The organism is Haloferax sp. Atlit-6N (assembly GCF_003383195.1).
GTDB lineage: Archaea > Halobacteriota > Halobacteria > Halobacteriales > Haloferacaceae > Haloferax > Haloferax gibbonsii.
Genome location: NZ_QEQJ01000001.1, coordinates 1,437,401 through 1,453,203, shown reverse-complemented (window position 1 = coordinate 1,453,203; position 15,803 = coordinate 1,437,401). Strand labels below are relative to the sequence as shown.

18 protein-coding genes are annotated in these 15,803 nt (G+C 68.0%); 11 read left to right on the top strand and 7 right to left on the bottom strand.

Going from position 1 to position 15,803, the window contains the following annotated elements; genetic code table 11:
• The first annotated feature begins 74 nt into the window (after positions 1-74).
• Both DEQ92_RS07540 and DEQ92_RS07535 read left to right on the top strand, forming a co-directional pair.
• Positions 75-1,412 carry a YihY/virulence factor BrkB family protein gene (locus tag DEQ92_RS07540; RefSeq protein ID WP_008091339.1) on the top strand — a complete coding sequence of 446 codons (1,338 nt, stop codon included), beginning with the start codon at positions 75-77 and terminating at the stop codon, positions 1,410-1,412.
• 1 nt (position 1,413) lies between these two features.
• Positions 1,414-2,379, top strand: coding sequence for a phosphatase PAP2 family protein (locus DEQ92_RS07535; protein ID WP_115820619.1), 966 nt, complete (start codon positions 1,414-1,416; stop codon positions 2,377-2,379).
• A 222-nt stretch (positions 2,380-2,601) separates the two neighbouring features.
• Here DEQ92_RS07535 and glnA read toward each other — a convergent pair whose 3' ends face one another.
• Positions 2,602-3,972 (bottom strand): type I glutamate--ammonia ligase, encoded by a 1,371-nt coding sequence (glnA, locus tag DEQ92_RS07530; protein WP_004973748.1) that lies wholly within the window; start codon positions 3,970-3,972, stop codon positions 2,602-2,604.
• Between the two features lie 126 nt (positions 3,973-4,098).
• On the opposite strand from glnA, the gene lrp reads away from it, so the two are divergent.
• Entirely contained in the window at positions 4,099-4,557 is a 459-nt protein-coding gene (gene lrp / locus DEQ92_RS07525; RefSeq protein ID WP_004973746.1) for an HTH-type transcriptional regulator Lrp, read from the top strand.
• 5 nt (positions 4,558-4,562) lie between these two features.
• Here lrp and DEQ92_RS23820 read toward each other — a convergent pair whose 3' ends face one another.
• Positions 4,563-4,715, bottom strand: coding sequence for a hypothetical protein (locus DEQ92_RS23820; protein WP_004045356.1), 153 nt, complete (start codon positions 4,713-4,715; stop codon positions 4,563-4,565).
• A 284-nt stretch (positions 4,716-4,999) separates the two neighbouring features.
• Positions 5,000-6,082, bottom strand: a complete 1,083-nt coding sequence (locus tag DEQ92_RS07520; protein WP_115820618.1) for an aminopeptidase — start codon at positions 6,080-6,082, stop codon at positions 5,000-5,002.
• A gap of 117 nt (positions 6,083-6,199) precedes the next feature.
• Between DEQ92_RS07520 and DEQ92_RS07515 the strand changes: the two genes are divergently transcribed.
• A complete protein-coding gene (locus tag DEQ92_RS07515) occupies positions 6,200-7,240 on the top strand; it encodes a low specificity L-threonine aldolase (protein WP_115804425.1) in 1,041 nt (346 codons plus the stop codon).
• Positions 7,241-7,246: 6 nt separating this feature from the next.
• Here DEQ92_RS07515 and DEQ92_RS07510 read toward each other — a convergent pair whose 3' ends face one another.
• Entirely contained in the window at positions 7,247-8,191 is a 945-nt protein-coding gene (locus tag DEQ92_RS07510; RefSeq protein ID WP_115804426.1) for a cation diffusion facilitator family transporter, read from the bottom strand.
• A gap of 134 nt (positions 8,192-8,325) precedes the next feature.
• Here DEQ92_RS07510 and DEQ92_RS07505 point away from each other — a divergent pair, with 134 nt between their 5' ends.
• Positions 8,326-8,844: a metallophosphoesterase gene (locus tag DEQ92_RS07505; RefSeq protein WP_050458497.1), complete on the top strand. Its 519-nt coding sequence runs from the start codon at positions 8,326-8,328 to the stop codon at positions 8,842-8,844.
• Positions 8,845-9,051: 207 nt separating this feature from the next.
• Here the strand turns inward: DEQ92_RS07505 and DEQ92_RS07500 are convergent, their stop codons facing one another.
• Positions 9,052-10,032: a winged helix-turn-helix domain-containing protein gene (locus DEQ92_RS07500; protein ID WP_115804427.1), complete on the bottom strand. Its 981-nt coding sequence runs from the start codon at positions 10,030-10,032 to the stop codon at positions 9,052-9,054.
• Positions 10,033-10,128: 96 nt separating this feature from the next.
• Between DEQ92_RS07500 and DEQ92_RS23815 the strand changes: the two genes are divergently transcribed.
• The 3 genes from DEQ92_RS23815 to DEQ92_RS07485 are packed head-to-tail and all read left to right on the top strand — an operon-like array spanning position 10,129 to position 11,814.
• Positions 10,129-10,296, top strand: coding sequence for a hypothetical protein (locus DEQ92_RS23815; RefSeq protein ID WP_167321013.1), 168 nt, complete (start codon positions 10,129-10,131; stop codon positions 10,294-10,296).
• A 46-nt stretch (positions 10,297-10,342) separates the two neighbouring features.
• Positions 10,343-11,542, top strand: coding sequence for an inorganic phosphate transporter (locus DEQ92_RS07490; protein ID WP_004973730.1), 1,200 nt, complete (start codon positions 10,343-10,345; stop codon positions 11,540-11,542).
• Positions 11,539-11,814, top strand: coding sequence for a hypothetical protein (locus DEQ92_RS07485; RefSeq protein ID WP_004973728.1), 276 nt, complete (start codon positions 11,539-11,541; stop codon positions 11,812-11,814). Before DEQ92_RS07490 ends, DEQ92_RS07485 begins: the two co-directional genes overlap by 4 nt.
• A gap of 96 nt (positions 11,815-11,910) precedes the next feature.
• Here DEQ92_RS07485 and DEQ92_RS07480 read toward each other — a convergent pair whose 3' ends face one another.
• A complete protein-coding gene (locus DEQ92_RS07480; protein WP_049904991.1) occupies positions 11,911-13,317 on the bottom strand; it encodes a hemolysin family protein in 1,407 nt (468 codons plus the stop codon).
• A gap of 172 nt (positions 13,318-13,489) precedes the next feature.
• Here DEQ92_RS07480 and DEQ92_RS07475 point away from each other — a divergent pair, with 172 nt between their 5' ends.
• The 3 genes from DEQ92_RS07475 to DEQ92_RS07465 all read left to right on the top strand — a co-directional run bounded on the left by DEQ92_RS07475 (position 13,490) and on the right by DEQ92_RS07465 (position 14,992).
• Entirely contained in the window at positions 13,490-13,753 is a 264-nt protein-coding gene (locus tag DEQ92_RS07475; RefSeq protein WP_004973724.1) for a glutathione S-transferase N-terminal domain-containing protein, read from the top strand.
• The gene (locus DEQ92_RS07470; protein WP_115804428.1) at positions 13,753-14,259 is read left to right on the top strand and encodes a redoxin domain-containing protein; all 507 of its coding nucleotides are present in this window, start codon (positions 13,753-13,755) and stop codon (positions 14,257-14,259) included. Before DEQ92_RS07475 ends, DEQ92_RS07470 begins: the two co-directional genes overlap by 1 nt.
• Positions 14,260-14,389: 130 nt before the next feature.
• Positions 14,390-14,992, top strand: a complete 603-nt coding sequence (locus DEQ92_RS07465; RefSeq protein ID WP_004973721.1) for an L-threonylcarbamoyladenylate synthase — start codon at positions 14,390-14,392, stop codon at positions 14,990-14,992.
• A 48-nt stretch (positions 14,993-15,040) separates the two neighbouring features.
• On the opposite strand, the gene DEQ92_RS07460 is transcribed toward DEQ92_RS07465, so the two are convergent.
• Positions 15,041-15,727 (bottom strand): hypothetical protein, encoded by a 687-nt coding sequence (locus DEQ92_RS07460; RefSeq protein ID WP_115804429.1) that lies wholly within the window; start codon positions 15,725-15,727, stop codon positions 15,041-15,043.
• Positions 15,728-15,803 lie beyond the last annotated feature (76 nt).

Sequence of the window (15,803 nt, the reverse complement as noted above, 5' to 3'; positions counted from 1 at the left end):
CGGGTGCTCGTAACCGGCTCACGCCGCCGCGTCGGCGGGTAGCTTCTTTGTCTCCCGTGTCGTTTTGGTGATACGTGAGCGCCAAGATTCGAACCGTCGTTCCCGTCGCGCGGGCCGTCGTCGACACGATTCGGGAGAAGGAAATCTCGTTTCTCGCGGCCAGCATCTCGTACTACGCGCTCGTCTCGCTGATTCCGCTTCTCGTGCTCGGCGTCGTCGTCGCCACCGCGGTCGGCGGCGCGGAGTTGCAGGCGCAGCTCCAGACGCTCGTCGAACGGTACCTCGTCCCGACCGGGCAGGACCTCGTCGAGGAGGCCCTCACGGACCGAGCCGGACAGGGTAGCGTCGGAGCGGTGAGCCTCGCGCTGACGGTCTGGGGCGCGCTGAAGCTCTTTCGCGGCCTCGACATCGCGTTTTCGCGCATCTACGGCTCCGAGGCCGGCGGTCTCCTCGACCAACTTCGAGACGGCACCATCGCCCTCGCCAGCATCGGCGTCGGCACCATCGGCGTCGCGGTGCTGACCGCGCTGCTCGGCCTCCTCGACGTGCCGTTCCTCCAACTGCTCTCGCCGCTCCTGTTGCTGCTCACGCTCTGTGCGGCGTTCTTCCCGCTGTACTACGTCTTCCCCGACGCCGACCTCTCGCCGCGGCAGGTCGTTCCGGGAACCGTCTTCGCGGCCGTCGGCTGGACCGTTCTCGGAATCGGGTTCGGGGTGTACGCGTCGGTGGCCGGCGCGTCGGTCGCGGGCGCGCTCGGGACGCTCCTGTTGCTCGTGACGTGGTTCTACTTCTCGGGGCTCATCCTGCTTTCGGGCGCGGTCGTCAACGCGGTCCTCGCGGGGGTCGGCGGCGACGCGCTGCCCGCGGAACCGCGTGACCCGCCGGGGGGACCGCCCGGAGTGGACCGGCAGGTACAACATACGGGAGGCCGACATGACGCTCGTACGGATATGAGCGACGACCGAGGTGACACCGATGGGCCGCGGACGGAGGACGCCGGCGACGCGGAGACCGGCGCGTCCGTCTCCCCGCGCGGCGCTCCCGACATCGAGGAGCTGGAATCGCAGGTCGAGGAACTCCGCGCCGACCTCGACGCGTTCGAGGACGACGTGACGGACCGGACGGTCGAAAAGCCCAAGCTCGAAGCCGAGTTGAAGCGCTACGTCCGCCGTCGGATGCGCCGCGGCAAGGCTCGCGGTTGGGGACCCTACCTCGTGCTCGGCTACGGCGTCGTCCTCACGCTCGGCGCGTTCTACTACCTCCAGTCGGACCTCATCGCGGTCGTCGCCATGCTCATCATCTTCCTGTCGACGCTCGGGCTCTACGTCCTGTTCGTCATCTTCGGCATCGGCCTGAACGCGCTCGGCCTCCCCGGCCGCGCCGTCGACGCGGTCCGCGAACGCCGCGGCTGAGATGCTCCGGTCTGCACTCGCGCTTCAGACTCGCGGGTTCGGCGAGCTAGCGCTCGCGGACGCGCCGGATGCGCTCGTCTTCCTGTTCGGTCTCGTCACCCAACTCGGCGACCAGTGGTTCTTCTTCGTCGCGTTCACGTCGCTGTACTGGCTCTGTCGCCCACGAATCACGGCCCGTCCACGGCGAACCGCGGCCGCCTTCGTCGGCCTCGCGCTCGGGTCGCTGGCGCTCGTCACCGCGCTGAAAGTCGGCTTCGCCCTGCCGCGACCGCCGACCGCGGCCGTCGCCGATGCCCCCGCGTGGCCGTCGCCGCTCTCGGACCTGCTCGTGTCGTTTACCACCGACGACGGCTTCGGCTTCCCGAGCGGCCACGCCCTCGGGACGACCGTCGTCTACGGGGCCGCGGTCTCGCTTCTCGACGTGTGGGACCGCCGCCGCCGACTCGTCGCCGCGGCGGCCGTCGTCGGCACCGTCTCGCTCTCGCGGATTTTCCTCGGCGTCCACTACGGCGTCGACATCGTCGTCGGCGTCCTCCTCGGCCTGGTCTTTCTGAAGGCGGTCTTTTCGGTCGCCGCCGCGGACGACCCCGACGCGGCCGGCCACCTCGACCCGGCGCGGCTGTTCGCCATCGCGGCCGGCCTGAGCGTCCTCGCGCTCGCGGTGGTGTTCGCCACGGGCGTCCCCGGACACACGGAAAACGCCGCGGCGGCCCTCGGCGGGTCGCTCGGCGGCCTCGTCGGCTGGACGCGACTCGCCGACCACGAGTCGCTGCCGACGCTGTCGCCGCCGGTGGCGCTCGTCGCGTTCCTCGGCGCGGGCGGCCTCTGGGTCGGCGTCGACGTGGTCGACGCCCCGGTCCCGGTGACGGTGCTCGCCACCGGGGCGGTGGTCGCGTTCATCCTCGTCGCGCCGAAGTTACAGGGCCGAATCGGACTCGGCGACGGGGCGACCCAGCGCGCCGACTGACTCGGGCGACGCCGACGCCTGACGCGAGGCTGGCGCTTCTCTTTTCGGACTGCACCACTGCACCGGTTCCGCGACCGCTCAAACCCAGCGAGCTTCGCGAGTCGGTCGCGGCTCGGCTACCGCGGCGACGACGGCTCGCGCTCGGTCTCCGCGCGGCGCTCTGGCCGTCGCTCTCCGGCGAGCGGTCGCGAAAGAAAAATCGGTGTGAGGCGTGCGCGACGGTTAGAACGTCTCGAGGTACCGGTCGAGTTCCCACTGGGAGACGTCGACGAGGTAGTCCTTGAACTCGGAGCGCTTGGCTTCGACGAACTTCTCGTAGACGTGGTCGCCCAGGGCGTCCTGGATGACTTCGTCCTCTTCGAGGGCGTCGACGGCGCCGCCGAGGTCCTTCGGGAGCGTCTCGATACCGTACTCTTCGCGCTTCTCCTCGTCGAACTCGTAGATGTTCTCGCGGACCGGGTCGGGGCAGTCGAGGTCCTTCTCGACGCCGTCGAGACCGGCGTGGATGAGCGCGGCGAACGCGAGGTACGGGTTACAGGACGGGTCGGGGAAGCGGGCCTCGATGCGCGAGGCGGCCGGCGTGCGGGCGGCCGGCTTGCGGATGAGCGCCGAGCGGTTACGGTCGGACCACGCGATGTAGACCGGCGCTTCGTAGCCGGGGACGAGGCGCTTGTAGGAGTTGACCGTCGGGTCGGCGACAGCCGTGATGGCGGGCGCGTGGTCGAGGATGCCCGCGACGAAGCTCTTGGCCGTGTCGCTCAGGTCGAACTCGTCGTCGCCGTCGTGGAACGCGTTCTCGCCGTCCTGGAACAGCGAGATGTGGGTGTGCATGCCGGAGCCGTTGATGCGCGGGATGGGCTTGGGCATGAACGTCGCGTGGAGGTCGTGTTCGGACGCGATGGCGCGAACGACGGACCGGAACGTGGCGACGTTGTCGGCCGTCGAGAGGGCGTCGTCGTACGTGAAGTTAATCTCGTGCTGGCCCTCGGCGACCTCGTGGTGCGAGGCTTCGATGTCGAAGCCCATGCTCTCGAGGCCGTAGATGATGTCGCGGCGCACGTCGGACGCGAGGTCCTTCGGCGCGAGGTCGAAGTAGCCGCCGGCGTCGTTCGTGACGGTCGTCGCGCGGCCGTTCTCGTCTTCTTCGAACAGGAAGAACTCCGGTTCGGGTGCGACGTTCACGTCATAGCCGAGCTCCTCGGCGCGGGCGATGGCGCGCTTGAGGACGCCACGCGGGTCGCCGCTGAAGGGCTCGCCGGTGGACGTGTTGAACACGTCGCAGATGAGGCGACCTGCGGCGCTGTTTTCCTTCTTCCGCCACGGGAGGACGGCGAACGTCGACGGGTCGGGCTCGAGGCGCATGTCGGACTCCTGGATGCGCACGAAGCCGTCGATGGAGGAACCGTCGAAGTAGATGCCCTCAGTGAACGCCTTTTCGGCCTGCGAGGCCGGGATGGAGACGTTTTTGACCGTTCCGAGAATGTCGGTGAACTGGAGTCGGAGGAAGTCGACATTCTTCTCTTCGATCTCGTCGATGACTGCCTGTGCCTCGTCGCTCAGGCCGCCGTCGGTGAGTGCGTTGTCTTCCGTCATTTTCCTGAACACGCGATTCGAACACCCGCACTATAAAGACCTTTCCGCTTAATGCAATTCCCCGCACCTCGCCACAGAATTGGATATTCGTAAAATTCTAATGCCCCGGGACGGTGTGTAGATGTAATGACGTACGAAAACCTCGACGCGAAGCTCATCAACGCACTCCTCGGCGACGGCCGAGCGAGCCTGCGAAGCCTCGCCGAAGAACTCGACGTGTCGGTCACGACCGTCTCGAATCACCTGCGAGATCTCGAAGACGAAGGCGTCATCGAGGGGTACACGCCCCGCGTCAACTACGACGCGCTCGGCTACGACGTAACCGCCGTCATTCAGCTCAAAGTCGAGGGCTCCGCGCTCCCCGACATCACCGAGCGCCTCCGCGCCGAGAAACAGATGATTTCGGTGTACGAGGTCACCGGCGACTACGACATCATCGCCATCGGCAAGTTCCGCGACACCGACGGCATGAACACGCAGATCAAGAAACTGCTCACCGACGCGGACATCCGCGAGTCCAACACCTCGGTCGTGCTCAACTCGGTCACCGAAAACGAGCAGTTCGAACTCGACCTCGACCAGTAACGCCGTCAGACGATTCGCGTTTTCACGTCTCGCATCTCCGACTTACAGTAGGGACACCGATACCTCGTGTCGAAGCCGTCGGGCGTCGTCTTCGTCGTGGTCTCTATCTCGTGGACCGCCACGTCTCGTCCACACTCCCGGCACTGAACCGCTGGCATCGGTTCGTGTTCGTCGACTATTCGAAATAAACCTACTGGGGTCTGTGTATTGTTGTCACACGTCTGTCTATAGACCGAAGGGCACCGCTTCGACTGGAGACTCCGCTGACTCCGGCCGAGACAGACCGGACCCGTCCCCGCGTCTCGGTGCTGATTTCGGCGACTGTTCGAAGGCTACTGTTTCGACTGGAAAACCCGACGACGACGAGCGATTTTCCGGTCGATAAACTGGAGACGAAATGTTGCGAGTTGTCCGCGAGCAGGAAGGCGCGCGGCCGCCCCGGTCAGAACCCGTCTTCGAAGACGAACGTGCCGTCCCGTTGGACGACCTCGCCGTCGACCTCGATGACCGACTCCTCGGACATGTCGACGATCATGTCGACGTGCTCGGCGCTCTCGTTGATTTCGTTGTCCGCGCCGACCGTCTCGGGGTACGCCGAGCCGACGGCCATGTGGACGGTGTCGCCCATCTTCTCGTCGAACAGCATGTTGTAGGTGAACTGGTCGATGCTGCGGTTCATGCCGATGCCGAGTTCACCGAGGTAGCGCGCGCCCTCGTCGGTGTCGAACACGCCGTCTAAGACCTCCTCGTTCCCCTCGGCGGAGTAGTCGACGACCTCGCCGTCCTCGAAGCGGACGCGGACGCCGGAGACCTCGCGGCCCTGTCGGTACAGCGGCAGGTCGAAGTAGACCTCGCCGTTCACGGAGTCCTTCACGGGCGCGGTGAACACCTCGCCGCCGGGGAGGTTGTGTTCGGCCGTGTCGTTGATGGCCGTGTTGCCGGCGATGCTCATCGTCACGTCGGTCTCGTCGCCCGACTTGATGCGGACCTCGTCGCCGTCGTTGAGGATGTCGACCAACTGCTGTTGGAGTTCGCCCTGCGCGTCCCAGTCGAGGGTGACGGCGTCGTAGACGAAGTTCTCGTAGGCCTCTGTGCTCATGCCCGCGAGCTGGGCGCTCCCCTTCGCGGGGTACTGAGTGAGACACCAGCGCTTCGAGAGCATCTCGCCCTGCACGGGCTTGTACGCCCGCTTGTACGCGGCGTTCGTCTCCGGCGGCACGTCGCTCTGCTCGGTGGCGTTCGTCTCGCCGCGGACGCGGATGATGACGTCCGTCTCCTCGTAGAGCGCCAGCACGTGCTCGGGCGTCTCGTAGTCGTCGTCGCCGGCGCGGAGGAACGCGCGGGTAAAGCGGGGGTTCGCGTCCATCGCGACGACGTTCGCGCCGCGGTCGCCGAGCAGTTCGTGGACGGCCGTGACGAGGTCCTCGGCCACCGAGGGCGCGGAGACGACGACGTTGTCGCCGGCCTCGACGCTCGTGGAGTGGTCGACGATGGTCTGTGCGTGCTCGCGGATGCGCGGGTCCATACCGCGTCGTGTGTGTCCCCGGGGCAAACACCTTTCGAAGCGCAAATATTGCGGCCGCGGACGGGGAACGCCACGCGGACCACCGTTTATTTCTCCGTCGGCGCGGTCTCTCCGCGCATGATAGACCTCCGAAGCGACACCGTCACGCTCCCGTCCGACGAGATGCGCGACGCCGCCCGCGACGCCGACGTCGGCGACGACGTGTACGGCGACGACCCGACCGTGAACGAACTCGAAGCGCGCGCCGCCGAGTTGGTCGGCAAGGAGGCCGCGCTGTTCGTGCCCTCGGGGACGATGGGAAACCAAATCGCCGCCCGCGTCCACGCCGACCCCGGTCAGGAGGCGCTCGTGGACGCGAAGGCGCACGTCTACAAGTGGGAGGTCGGCGGTTTCGCCCAGCTTTCGGGGCTGCAGGTCCGCGCCTACGACGCCGGCGAGCGCGCCGCGCCGACCCCCGAGCAGGTCCGCGAGCACGCCCGCGAGGAGTCGCTGCACGTCGCCGGTACGGGCGTCCTGTGCCTCGAAAACACCCACAACGCCCGCGGCGGCGTCGCGGTTCCGAAAGCCGACGTCGACGCCGCGGCCGAGGCGGCTCACGACCTCGGAATCCCCGTTCACCTCGACGGTGCCCGCGTGTTCAACGCCTGCGTCGCCCTCGACGAGGACCCGACGGCGATGGTCGAGCGCGTGGACACGGTGATGTTCTGTCTCTCGAAGGGGCTCGGCGCGCCCGTCGGCTCGGTGCTCGCCGGTCCGGAGTCGTTCATCGAAGAGGCCCTCCGCGTCAGAAAGCAGTTCGGCGGCGGCATGCGACAGGCCGGGCTCATCGCCGCGCCGGGACTCGTCGCGCTCGACAATATCGACCGCCTCGCCGACGACCACGAGAACGCCCGCGTCCTCGCCGAGGGTCTCGACGCCGTCGCCGGGTTGTCGGTGCCGACGCCCGATACGAACATCGTCGTCGTCGACTCCGAAGACGCGGGGCTGACGGCCGAGGAGTTCGTCGAACTGTGCGAGGGCGTGGATGTCCTCGGCGGGACGTTCGGCGAGTATCACACGCGCTTTACGACGAACCTGAACGTCTCGCGGGAGGACGCGGAGACGGCGGTCGAACTCGTCGCCGACGCGGTCGAGTCGCGGGAGGTCGCCGAGAGCTAGTCCGGGCTACAACTCGGGTTCGATGTAGACGAAGTGGACCCGTTCGTCGGCCGCCTTGAGTTCGGCCTCGATTTCGCTGATGTGGTCGTCTATCTCCTCGGTGTCGAGTTCGGGGTCGAAGCTCACGTCGAGGGCGACGAGGAGTTTCTCGGGGCCGACGTAGCTCGCGCGGAAGCGGTCGATGTGGACGACCCGCGGGTCGTTTTTGACGATGTTGCGAAGGGTCTGTTCTTCGTCCATGGGGACGCTCTCGCCGATGAGGAGGCGCTTGTTCTCCCACGCGAGCGCGATTGCGAAGCCCATGAGCAGTATCCCGATGAGGAGCGCCGCACCGGCGTCGAACAGCTCGTTACCCGTGAGTTCGGTGAGGCCGATGCCGACGAGCGCGAGCATCGCGCCGACGAGGGCGACGGTGTCCTCCGTGAACGCCGTGAGCGTCGTCACGTCGCTCGTCTCCCGGAACGCCTCCACGAGACCGCTCCACTGGTACTCCTCCATCTGCCGGCGGAGTTCGGCGTTCGCCTTCAGGAACGCGTAGCTCTCGAAGGCGATTGCGCCGAGGAGGATGGCGACGTTGACCAACACGGGCTCGATTTCGAAGCCGGTTAGGACGAGCGCCTCTCCGCCCCCGCCGTGGCCGGGGTGCATCAGGGCATCGTAGCCGTGCTTGGCCGACTCCCAACCGGCGATACCGAACAGCATCACGGAGACGAGAAACGAGTAGAAGAACTGCGATTTCCCGTGGCCGAAGGGGTGTGACTGGGTCTCGCCGCGTTTGCTGTCACGGATGCCGATGAGGAGGAACACCTGATTGCCGGTGTCGGAGATGGAGTGATACGTTTCGGAGAGCATGGAGGGACTCCCGGTCGCGAGATAGCCGAGGAACTTGAGAATCGCAATCGCCCCGTTCGCGAAGAGCGCGGCGACGACGACGGACGTACTGCCTGCCATATCGTGGGCCACTCCCCGCGCTCGGATAGACCTACCGACGAGGAACCGGGACACCGCTCGCCGACCGCGGCGGCTCCGACCGGACCGACGCCGCAGCCGGTAGGTTTCAATCCCTCCGGCGCTTACCCCGGCGCATGCTCGTTGTCGTCTCCGACACCCACAGCACGGACGGCCATCGACTGACGAACCGAACCCTCGACGCGGTCCGCGAGGCAGACCTCGTCGTCCACGCGGGCGACTTCATGCGCGAGTCCGTCCTCGACGCGTTCATCGACGAGGCCGACACCTTCCTCGCGGTCTACGGCAACAACGACGGCCCCGAGATTCGCGACCGGATTCCGGTCGCGCGAAACGTCACCTACGGCGGCGTCGAGTTCGCGGTGACGCACACCCGACGCGGCGGGAACACCGCGCTTTCGATGTTCGGCCGCGAGCGCGGGGCCGACGCGGTCATCTTCGGCCACAGCCACCGGCCGGGCTTCGACGGCACCGGGCCGATTCCGCTCCTCAACCCGGGGAGTCACGCGCAACCGCGGGGCAACCGCAAGGCGCACGCGGAACTGGAGGAACTGCCGGACGGCGGGCTCCGCGGGCGACTCGTCACCGTCGACGGCGACACCTTCGAGACGTTCCGTATCGTCCCTGACGAGTAATGCAGTGGGGTCCGGCGGAGGGCCGGAAGAATCAGCGGGAACAGGCCGGGAAGCCTGTTGGGGACAGTCCGAGGCCACGCGAGACGACGGGGTGAGGGGCAGGGGCACGGATGGCAGTCCCGTCGCCGTTGGGGGGCCACGCGCGACCTCGTACTCACTCCTACGGGTGACGGTATCAAATACGCACCGTAAGCTCAAACAACCGTTTTAGTCACGCAGCACGCCCACCGCGACCCACGCGAGAAGCACGGTCAGCCCCCCGAGGAAGAACAGCGTCCCCGGCGAGAGCGACCCGATAGTCTCGGCGAGTCCGCCCGACCCGCTCGTGAGTTGCACCGCGGTCTCCGTGGCCGTCTGTGCGGCCGTCGTGTCCGGAACCGCCGTCGGCGTTGGCGTCGCGGTCGCGGTCTCAGCGGCGGTCTGCGTGGCTTCCGTCACCGTCCGCGTCGTCTCGGCCGCGGTCCGGGTCGCCTCCGCGGTCTGCGTCGTCGAATCCGCCGTCGTGGTCGCCTCGGCGATGCTGAACCCGCCGCCGCCGTCGGTCGTCGTCGCGGTCTCAGTCGCCGTCTGGGTCGTCGAGTCCGCCGCGGTCGTCGCGTCGGCCGACTCGGACTGATAGGTCGCGTTGAGGTCGCCGCCCGACCCGCCGCTTTGGCCGGCTTCGGAACCGCCAGCGTCGCTCGAACCGCCAGCGCCGTCCGCACCGCCGGCCGAGGTACCGAAGCCGAACGGGAGCACCGACTCGGTTCGAGCGAGCCGATTCACCACGGCCGCGCCGATGCCGAGGACGCCGACGCCGCCGATGAGGCGCGTGAGCGCGCCTTTCAGCCCCTTCGTCTCGTCCTCGCGCCCGGCGACGACGACGAGCGCCCGGTCCGCGGGGGTGTACACGTTCATCTCGCGTCCCTTCTCGGAGTACCTCGTGTCCGCGACCTCGATGAGCCCCGCTTCCGAGAGGTTCCCGAGGTGGTACTGGACGTTCTGGAGGGACGTGTCGACCTCGGTGGCGAGGTCGGAGGGCGTCGCCGGCGACTCGTGGAGCGACGCGAGGACCGACCGGGCGGTCGACGAGGAGATGGCTCCGAGCAGGTCGTCCGCCTCGTCGCTGTCGAGGCCGATAACCTTGGGGTCTCGGTCGTCCCGGTTGTCGTCCGGGTCGCCCGGGCTGGAGGGGATGAGGTCGGCCATCAAATCGGCGTTACTCGCGTTTTCCCATGAGTGTTCGTATTCTTTCACGACCCGTCGCCGAAATTGCTATACCTCGTGCCCGCCGAACCCATCCACATGACCGACCCTTTGGTCGTAGACGGCCTCGTCGACTTTCTCGCGGGGAATCCCGTGTTCGTCGGGCTGCTCGTCGCGTTGTTGCTCTTCGTCTTCTTCGGGTATCTCCTCGTCCGTCGGACGCTCCTCGGCCTGAGCGAGGGGTACGACGAGGCGCGCCGCCGCTGATGGACGGGACAACAGCCGACGCCGACGACCGCCGAGGTGTCGCCCCGTGGTAGCCGCCGCGACGCTCGCCACGTTCGTCGTCGCCGCCCTTGCCAGCCTGTTCATGGCGTGGGCCATCGGCGCGGGGTCGTCGGGTTCGACGCCCTTTGCGCCCGCGGTCGGAGCCAACGCCATCTCGGTGATGCGCGCGGGCTTCATCGTCGGCCTGCTCGGGTTCGCCGGGGCGTTCCTCCAGGGCGCGAACGTCACCAACGCCGTCGGCACCGAACTCATCGGCGGCGTCACGCTGACCGCGGGGGCCGCGGTCGTCGCGCTCATCACCGCGGCGGTGCTCGTCGCGCTCGGCGTCTTCGCCGGCTACCCAATCGCCACCGCTTTCACCGTCACCGGCGCGGTCGTCGGCGTCGGCCTCGCCATGGGCGGCGACCCCGCGTGGGCGAAGTACCAGCAAATCGTCTCGCTGTGGGTGCTCACCCCCTTCGTCGGCGGCGGGGCGTCGTACGCGACCGCCCGGCTCCTCCGCGCCGACGGCGTCTCCGAGCAGTGGACCGTCCCCGCGCTCGCCGGAATCGTCGGCCTGCTCGTCGCCAACATGGAGTTCGCGGGGCTGGGCGGCGCGGCGGGCTCGGCCTCGGTCGCCCGGGCCGCTGCAGTCGAGGCGACCGGCCTCGTCGGCCTCGGCGAGACGGTCTGGTTCGTCGCCGCCTCCCTCTTCGTCGCGCTCGTCGCGGCCGCGGTCGTCGGTCGCTGGGTGACGACCGACAAGACCCGCGGTCAGCGGCGATTCCTGCTCGTCCTCGGCGGCCTCGTCGCCTTCTCGGCGGGCGGCAGTCAGGTCGGTCTCGCTATCGGGCCGCTCGTTCCCCTGCTGGACGTGGTCGCGGTCCCGCTCCCGGCGCTCCTCGTCGGCGGCGGAGTGGGCCTCCTCGCCGGGTCGTGGACCGGCGCGCCGCGCATGATTAAGGCGCTCGCGCAGGACTACTCCTCGCTCGGGCCGCGGCGCTCCATCGCGGCGATGATTCCCTCGTTCGCCATCGCCCAGACCGCCGTCGCCCTCGGCGTTCCCGTGTCGTTCAACGAGATCATCGTCAGCGCCATCATTGGCTCCGGCTACGCCGCCGGCGGGTCGGGCGTCTCCCGGCGGAAGATGCTGTACACGGTGCTCGCGTGGGTCGGCTCGCTCGCGCTCGCGTTCGGGCTGGGCTACGGCGTCTTTACGCTCGTGTCGAGCGTACTCGGTCTGTGAACGTTCGTGGACTCCGCGTCGCGCTCGCCACCCTCGTTTCTGCCCTCTGGGCCGTCTTCGGCGTCTACCACGTCGCGATGGCGGTCGTGACCGGCATCTCGCTTCGCGGGTTCGCCTTCGGAGCCGTCGGACTCGGCGCGTTCGCGCTGGCGATTCGCTTCCGCGGGCGAGCGCGACGCCTCGGCGACGGCACCGCCGACGCGACCGGATTGGCGTTCCTCGCGCTGGCGTCGCTGGCGCTCGTGGTTCTCTCGTTTACGCTCCTCGGGTGAGTCACGGCGGACGACGGTTCGAAAACGAGTTCAGTCGGAGCGGGGACGAATCGGGTTCAGATGTCGAGACGAACGGGTTCTGTCGGGTCGGACCGGTCAGGTGTCGGGCTCGACTTCCGCTTCCTCGTCGCCGCCGTTCTCGTCGTCGCCGTTGCCGTCGGCGGCTTCGATGCCTGAGTTGGTCCGGATGCGCGCTTTCATGATGCGCGTGTTGTCGACCTGCTCGATGCGGATGACGATGTCGTTGTAGCTGATTTCCTCGCCTTCCTCGACGAGACGACCGGCGCGGTTGAAGATGAAGCCGGCGAGCGTCTCGAACTCCTCGCCCTCGGGGAGTTCGATGTCGAGCATCTCGTTGACCTCGTCGATGTTGACCTCGCCGCGGACGAGGTAGGTGTTCTCGTCGACCGCCTCGAAGGGCTCTTCCTCGTCGCCTTCGAGGATGTCGCCGACGATTTCCTCGACCATGTCTTCGAGGGTGATGAGCCCCTCCGTGGTCCCGAACTCGTCGATGACGACGACCATCTGCATCCGGGTGTCCTGCATCTCGGCCATGAGTTCGTCGACGTTCTTCGACTCGGGGACGTGGAGCGTCGGCGAGACGATGTCGGCGATGCCGACGCCGCGTTCGCCGTAGTACTTCTCGCGGACGAGGTTCCGGATGTTGACGATGCCGATGATGTTGTCGAGGTTACCGTCGTACACGGGGACTCGCTCGTGGTCGGCCTGCACGCACGTCTCGATGGCCTCGTCGATGGTCGCGTCCTTGGGGACGGCGGTCATGTCGAGGCGCGGGGTCATGACCTCCTTCGCGATAGTCGAATTGAACCGGAAGATGCGGTCGAGCATCTCGCGTTCTTCCTCCTCGATGACGCCCTCGCGCTCGCCCGTCTCGATGAGGTTCTGAATCTCGTCGCGGGTGACGTAGGTCGTCTCGATGGCGGTCTGACCGCCGGTGACCTTGTTGATGACGCGGGTCAGGTAGTCGAAGAAGACGACGAGCGGGAGCAACAGCAGCTCGGCGTATTTCAGGGGCCGCGCGATGCGGAGGGACCACGACTCGGTGTTTTCGACCGCGTAGGACTTCGGCGCGCTCTCGCCGAACAGCAGGACGATCGCCGTAATCCCGAACGTCGCGATTGCGACCGCCTCTCCCTGTTGGAAGCCGACGAAGACGAGCAGCCCGGTCGATATCGAGGACATCGCGATGTTCGCGATGTTGTTTCCGACCAGAATGGTCACGAGAAGCCGGTGCGGGTCTTCCTTGAGCGCTTTCACCCGCTCTGCGCCCGGCACACCGTCTTCGACCATCGAGTCGACGCGGTGTTTTGCGAGCGAGAACATCGCAATCTCGGACGAGGAGAAGAACGCCGAGAGGCCGATCAGGACGATGATTCCGATCACACCGAGGACCGTTATCGTCGTGTCGTCCAGCGGAATGTTCGAGACCTGTGCGGCCGCGAGTGTCGTGGCTGGTGGTAACTGTAGCGGCGGCAAACCCATGTAACTACACTGTCTTGCGCGGGACCGGAATTAAGAGTTGCCCTCGAACCCCTCTCGGTCGGCGTCTCGTCCGCCCTCGCTGGTCCGGTCGGCGAACCGACGCCGAACCGATATTGCGGCGCGGATGCCCGCGAGCGAAGGGCTTAGGCGACGCTCTTCCCAACAGCCGCCCATGGCAGACGAGCAACCGGCGATTACGCTGTACCGACTGCAGGCGTGCCCGTACTGCGAGCGGGTCGTCCGCACGCTCGACGACCAGGGCCTCGCCTACCAGTCGCGGTTCGTCGAGCCGATGCACTCCGACCGGAACGTCGTCAAGCGCGTCTCGGGCAAGCGTTCGGTCCCGGCCATCGTGGACGACAACACCGGCGTCACGATGTCCGAGTCGGCGAACATCGTCGAGTACCTCGAAAACACCTACGGGGAGGGAGCCTGATGGTCGACTTCGACGTCGTCGACCTCCCCGACCACGACGCGCCGGCGACGGGCGACACCGCTCCGGACTTCACCCGTCCGCTCGTCAACGACGAGTTCTGGGCGGACGCGTCCCTCTCGGACCTCACCGACGACGGCCCCGTCCTCCTCGTGTTCCACACGATGGCGGGCGCGTTCCCGGCGACGTACGTCTGGAACGAACTCCGCGACCGCGGCGTCCCGGCGGACGTGCAGGCGGTCGGCGTCTCAATCTCGTCGCCCTACGAGCACAAGGCGTTCCTCGAAGAACGCGACGTGGACGCCCGACTGTTCTCTGACCCCGCGGCCGACGTCGCGACCGACTACGACCTCGAACACGACCTCGACGGGATGGCCGGCGTCACCGAACACCGCCCCGCCGTGTTCCTCCTCGACGAGGAGCGGACGGTCCAGTACCGCTGGGTCGCCGACGAGTGGCCGGACTTCCCGGACTACGAGGAACTCGCTGACGCGCTCGCCGGCCTGTAAGTCGCCCCCGCCGCTCGGAGCGACGCACGCGGGCCGAGCCCTCGGCTCCGTCCGTGCCGACCCGCGTCTCCGCCCCGCACGGAATCGCCGTTTCGTCACGCTTTTTCGCCCGTTGCGCGTCCGTTCGTCCATGAGCGACGACGACGTACAGCGTGCCGCCGACGCCATCCGCCGCGGCGAGGCGGTCGTCTATCCGACCGAGACGGTCTACGGCATGGGCGCGGACGCGACGAACGCCGACGCGGTCGAACGCGTCTTCGACATCAAGGGCCGCGACCGAGACAAACCGCTTTCCGCCGGCTTCCCCGACGTGGACGCCGCGCTGGAGCACGTCGTCGCCGACGAGCGCGAGGAGGCGTTCATGCGCCGGTTCCTCCCCGGGCCGGTGACGGTCGTCGTGGAGCGACGCGACAGTCTGCCGGACGCGCTCGTCGCCGGGAAAGAGCGCGTCGGCGTCCGCGTTCCCGACCACGAACTCGCCTTGGACCTCTTCCGCGCGGCCGGGACGCCCGTCACGGCGACCAGCGCCAACCGCTCCGGAACCGGGAGCATCACGCACCCCTCGCAGCTCTCCGACGAGATTCGGGAGGCGGTCGCCGTCGTCCTCGACGGCGGGACGACGCCCGGCACCGAGAGCACCGTTGTCGACCCCGGCCGCGGCGTCGTCCACCGCCGCGGCGCGATGGCCGACGACATCGAGGCGTGGCTCGACGAGCACGACAGCGACGCGTAGCGGGCGGCGTCGGTCGCCGTCCCGCCGCCGGCGACGTGGCCCCCCCCCTCACCGACCGAGCAGCGACGCCAACGACCACGTTTTCACGCCGCACCGCTCCCGGTAGGCGCACGACTCGCACTTCGCGGAGTCCCGCAACCGCGACGGGACGAAGTCGAGGTCGCGGGCGACGCGGAGCGCCCGGTGGTAGGCCGCCTTGTTCCCCGTGGTGAGCCTGACCGTTCGCACGACGCCGACCGCCGGATACTCGACCAGCGCCCGCGGTATCGACGCCTCGCGCTCCCACGCGAGCGCCTTCGCCAGCGCGACGGCCCGGACGCGCTGGGGTTCCCAGACGCCGCGCTCGGGCGGTTCGCCCGGCGAGACGAGCGATGGAACCGTCGGTTGGTCGTGGTCGCCGTCGCCGGGCGACCGAACGAGTTTGTGCGCGACGCCGCGGCAGTCCTTCCCCGCGAGGAGCGCGTCGCGGGCGACGGGGTCGGTGAGGGCGCCCCAGTCGTCGCGCTCGCGGAGTCGAGCGAGGTTCTCGCGGTACGCCGCCGGCGACACCGAAATCGGGCGCGCCGCGAGTTCGTCGTCGGGAGCGTCGAGCAGGTCGGGGTACGCGAAGGCGAGCGCGCGAACTTCGCGGACCGCGGGCGGCGGCGCTCGGTCGTCGTCGCGGCGGGCGTAGTAGAGCTGTCGCGGACAGTACGCGGCGCGGGCGAGGTCGGACGCGGCGACGAGGGAGGACACGGGTCGGGCTGGCTCCGTTATCAGATAAGAAGGTTCGCGCGAGCGCGTCGCAGCGGCGGCGGGGTCGAACACCCGC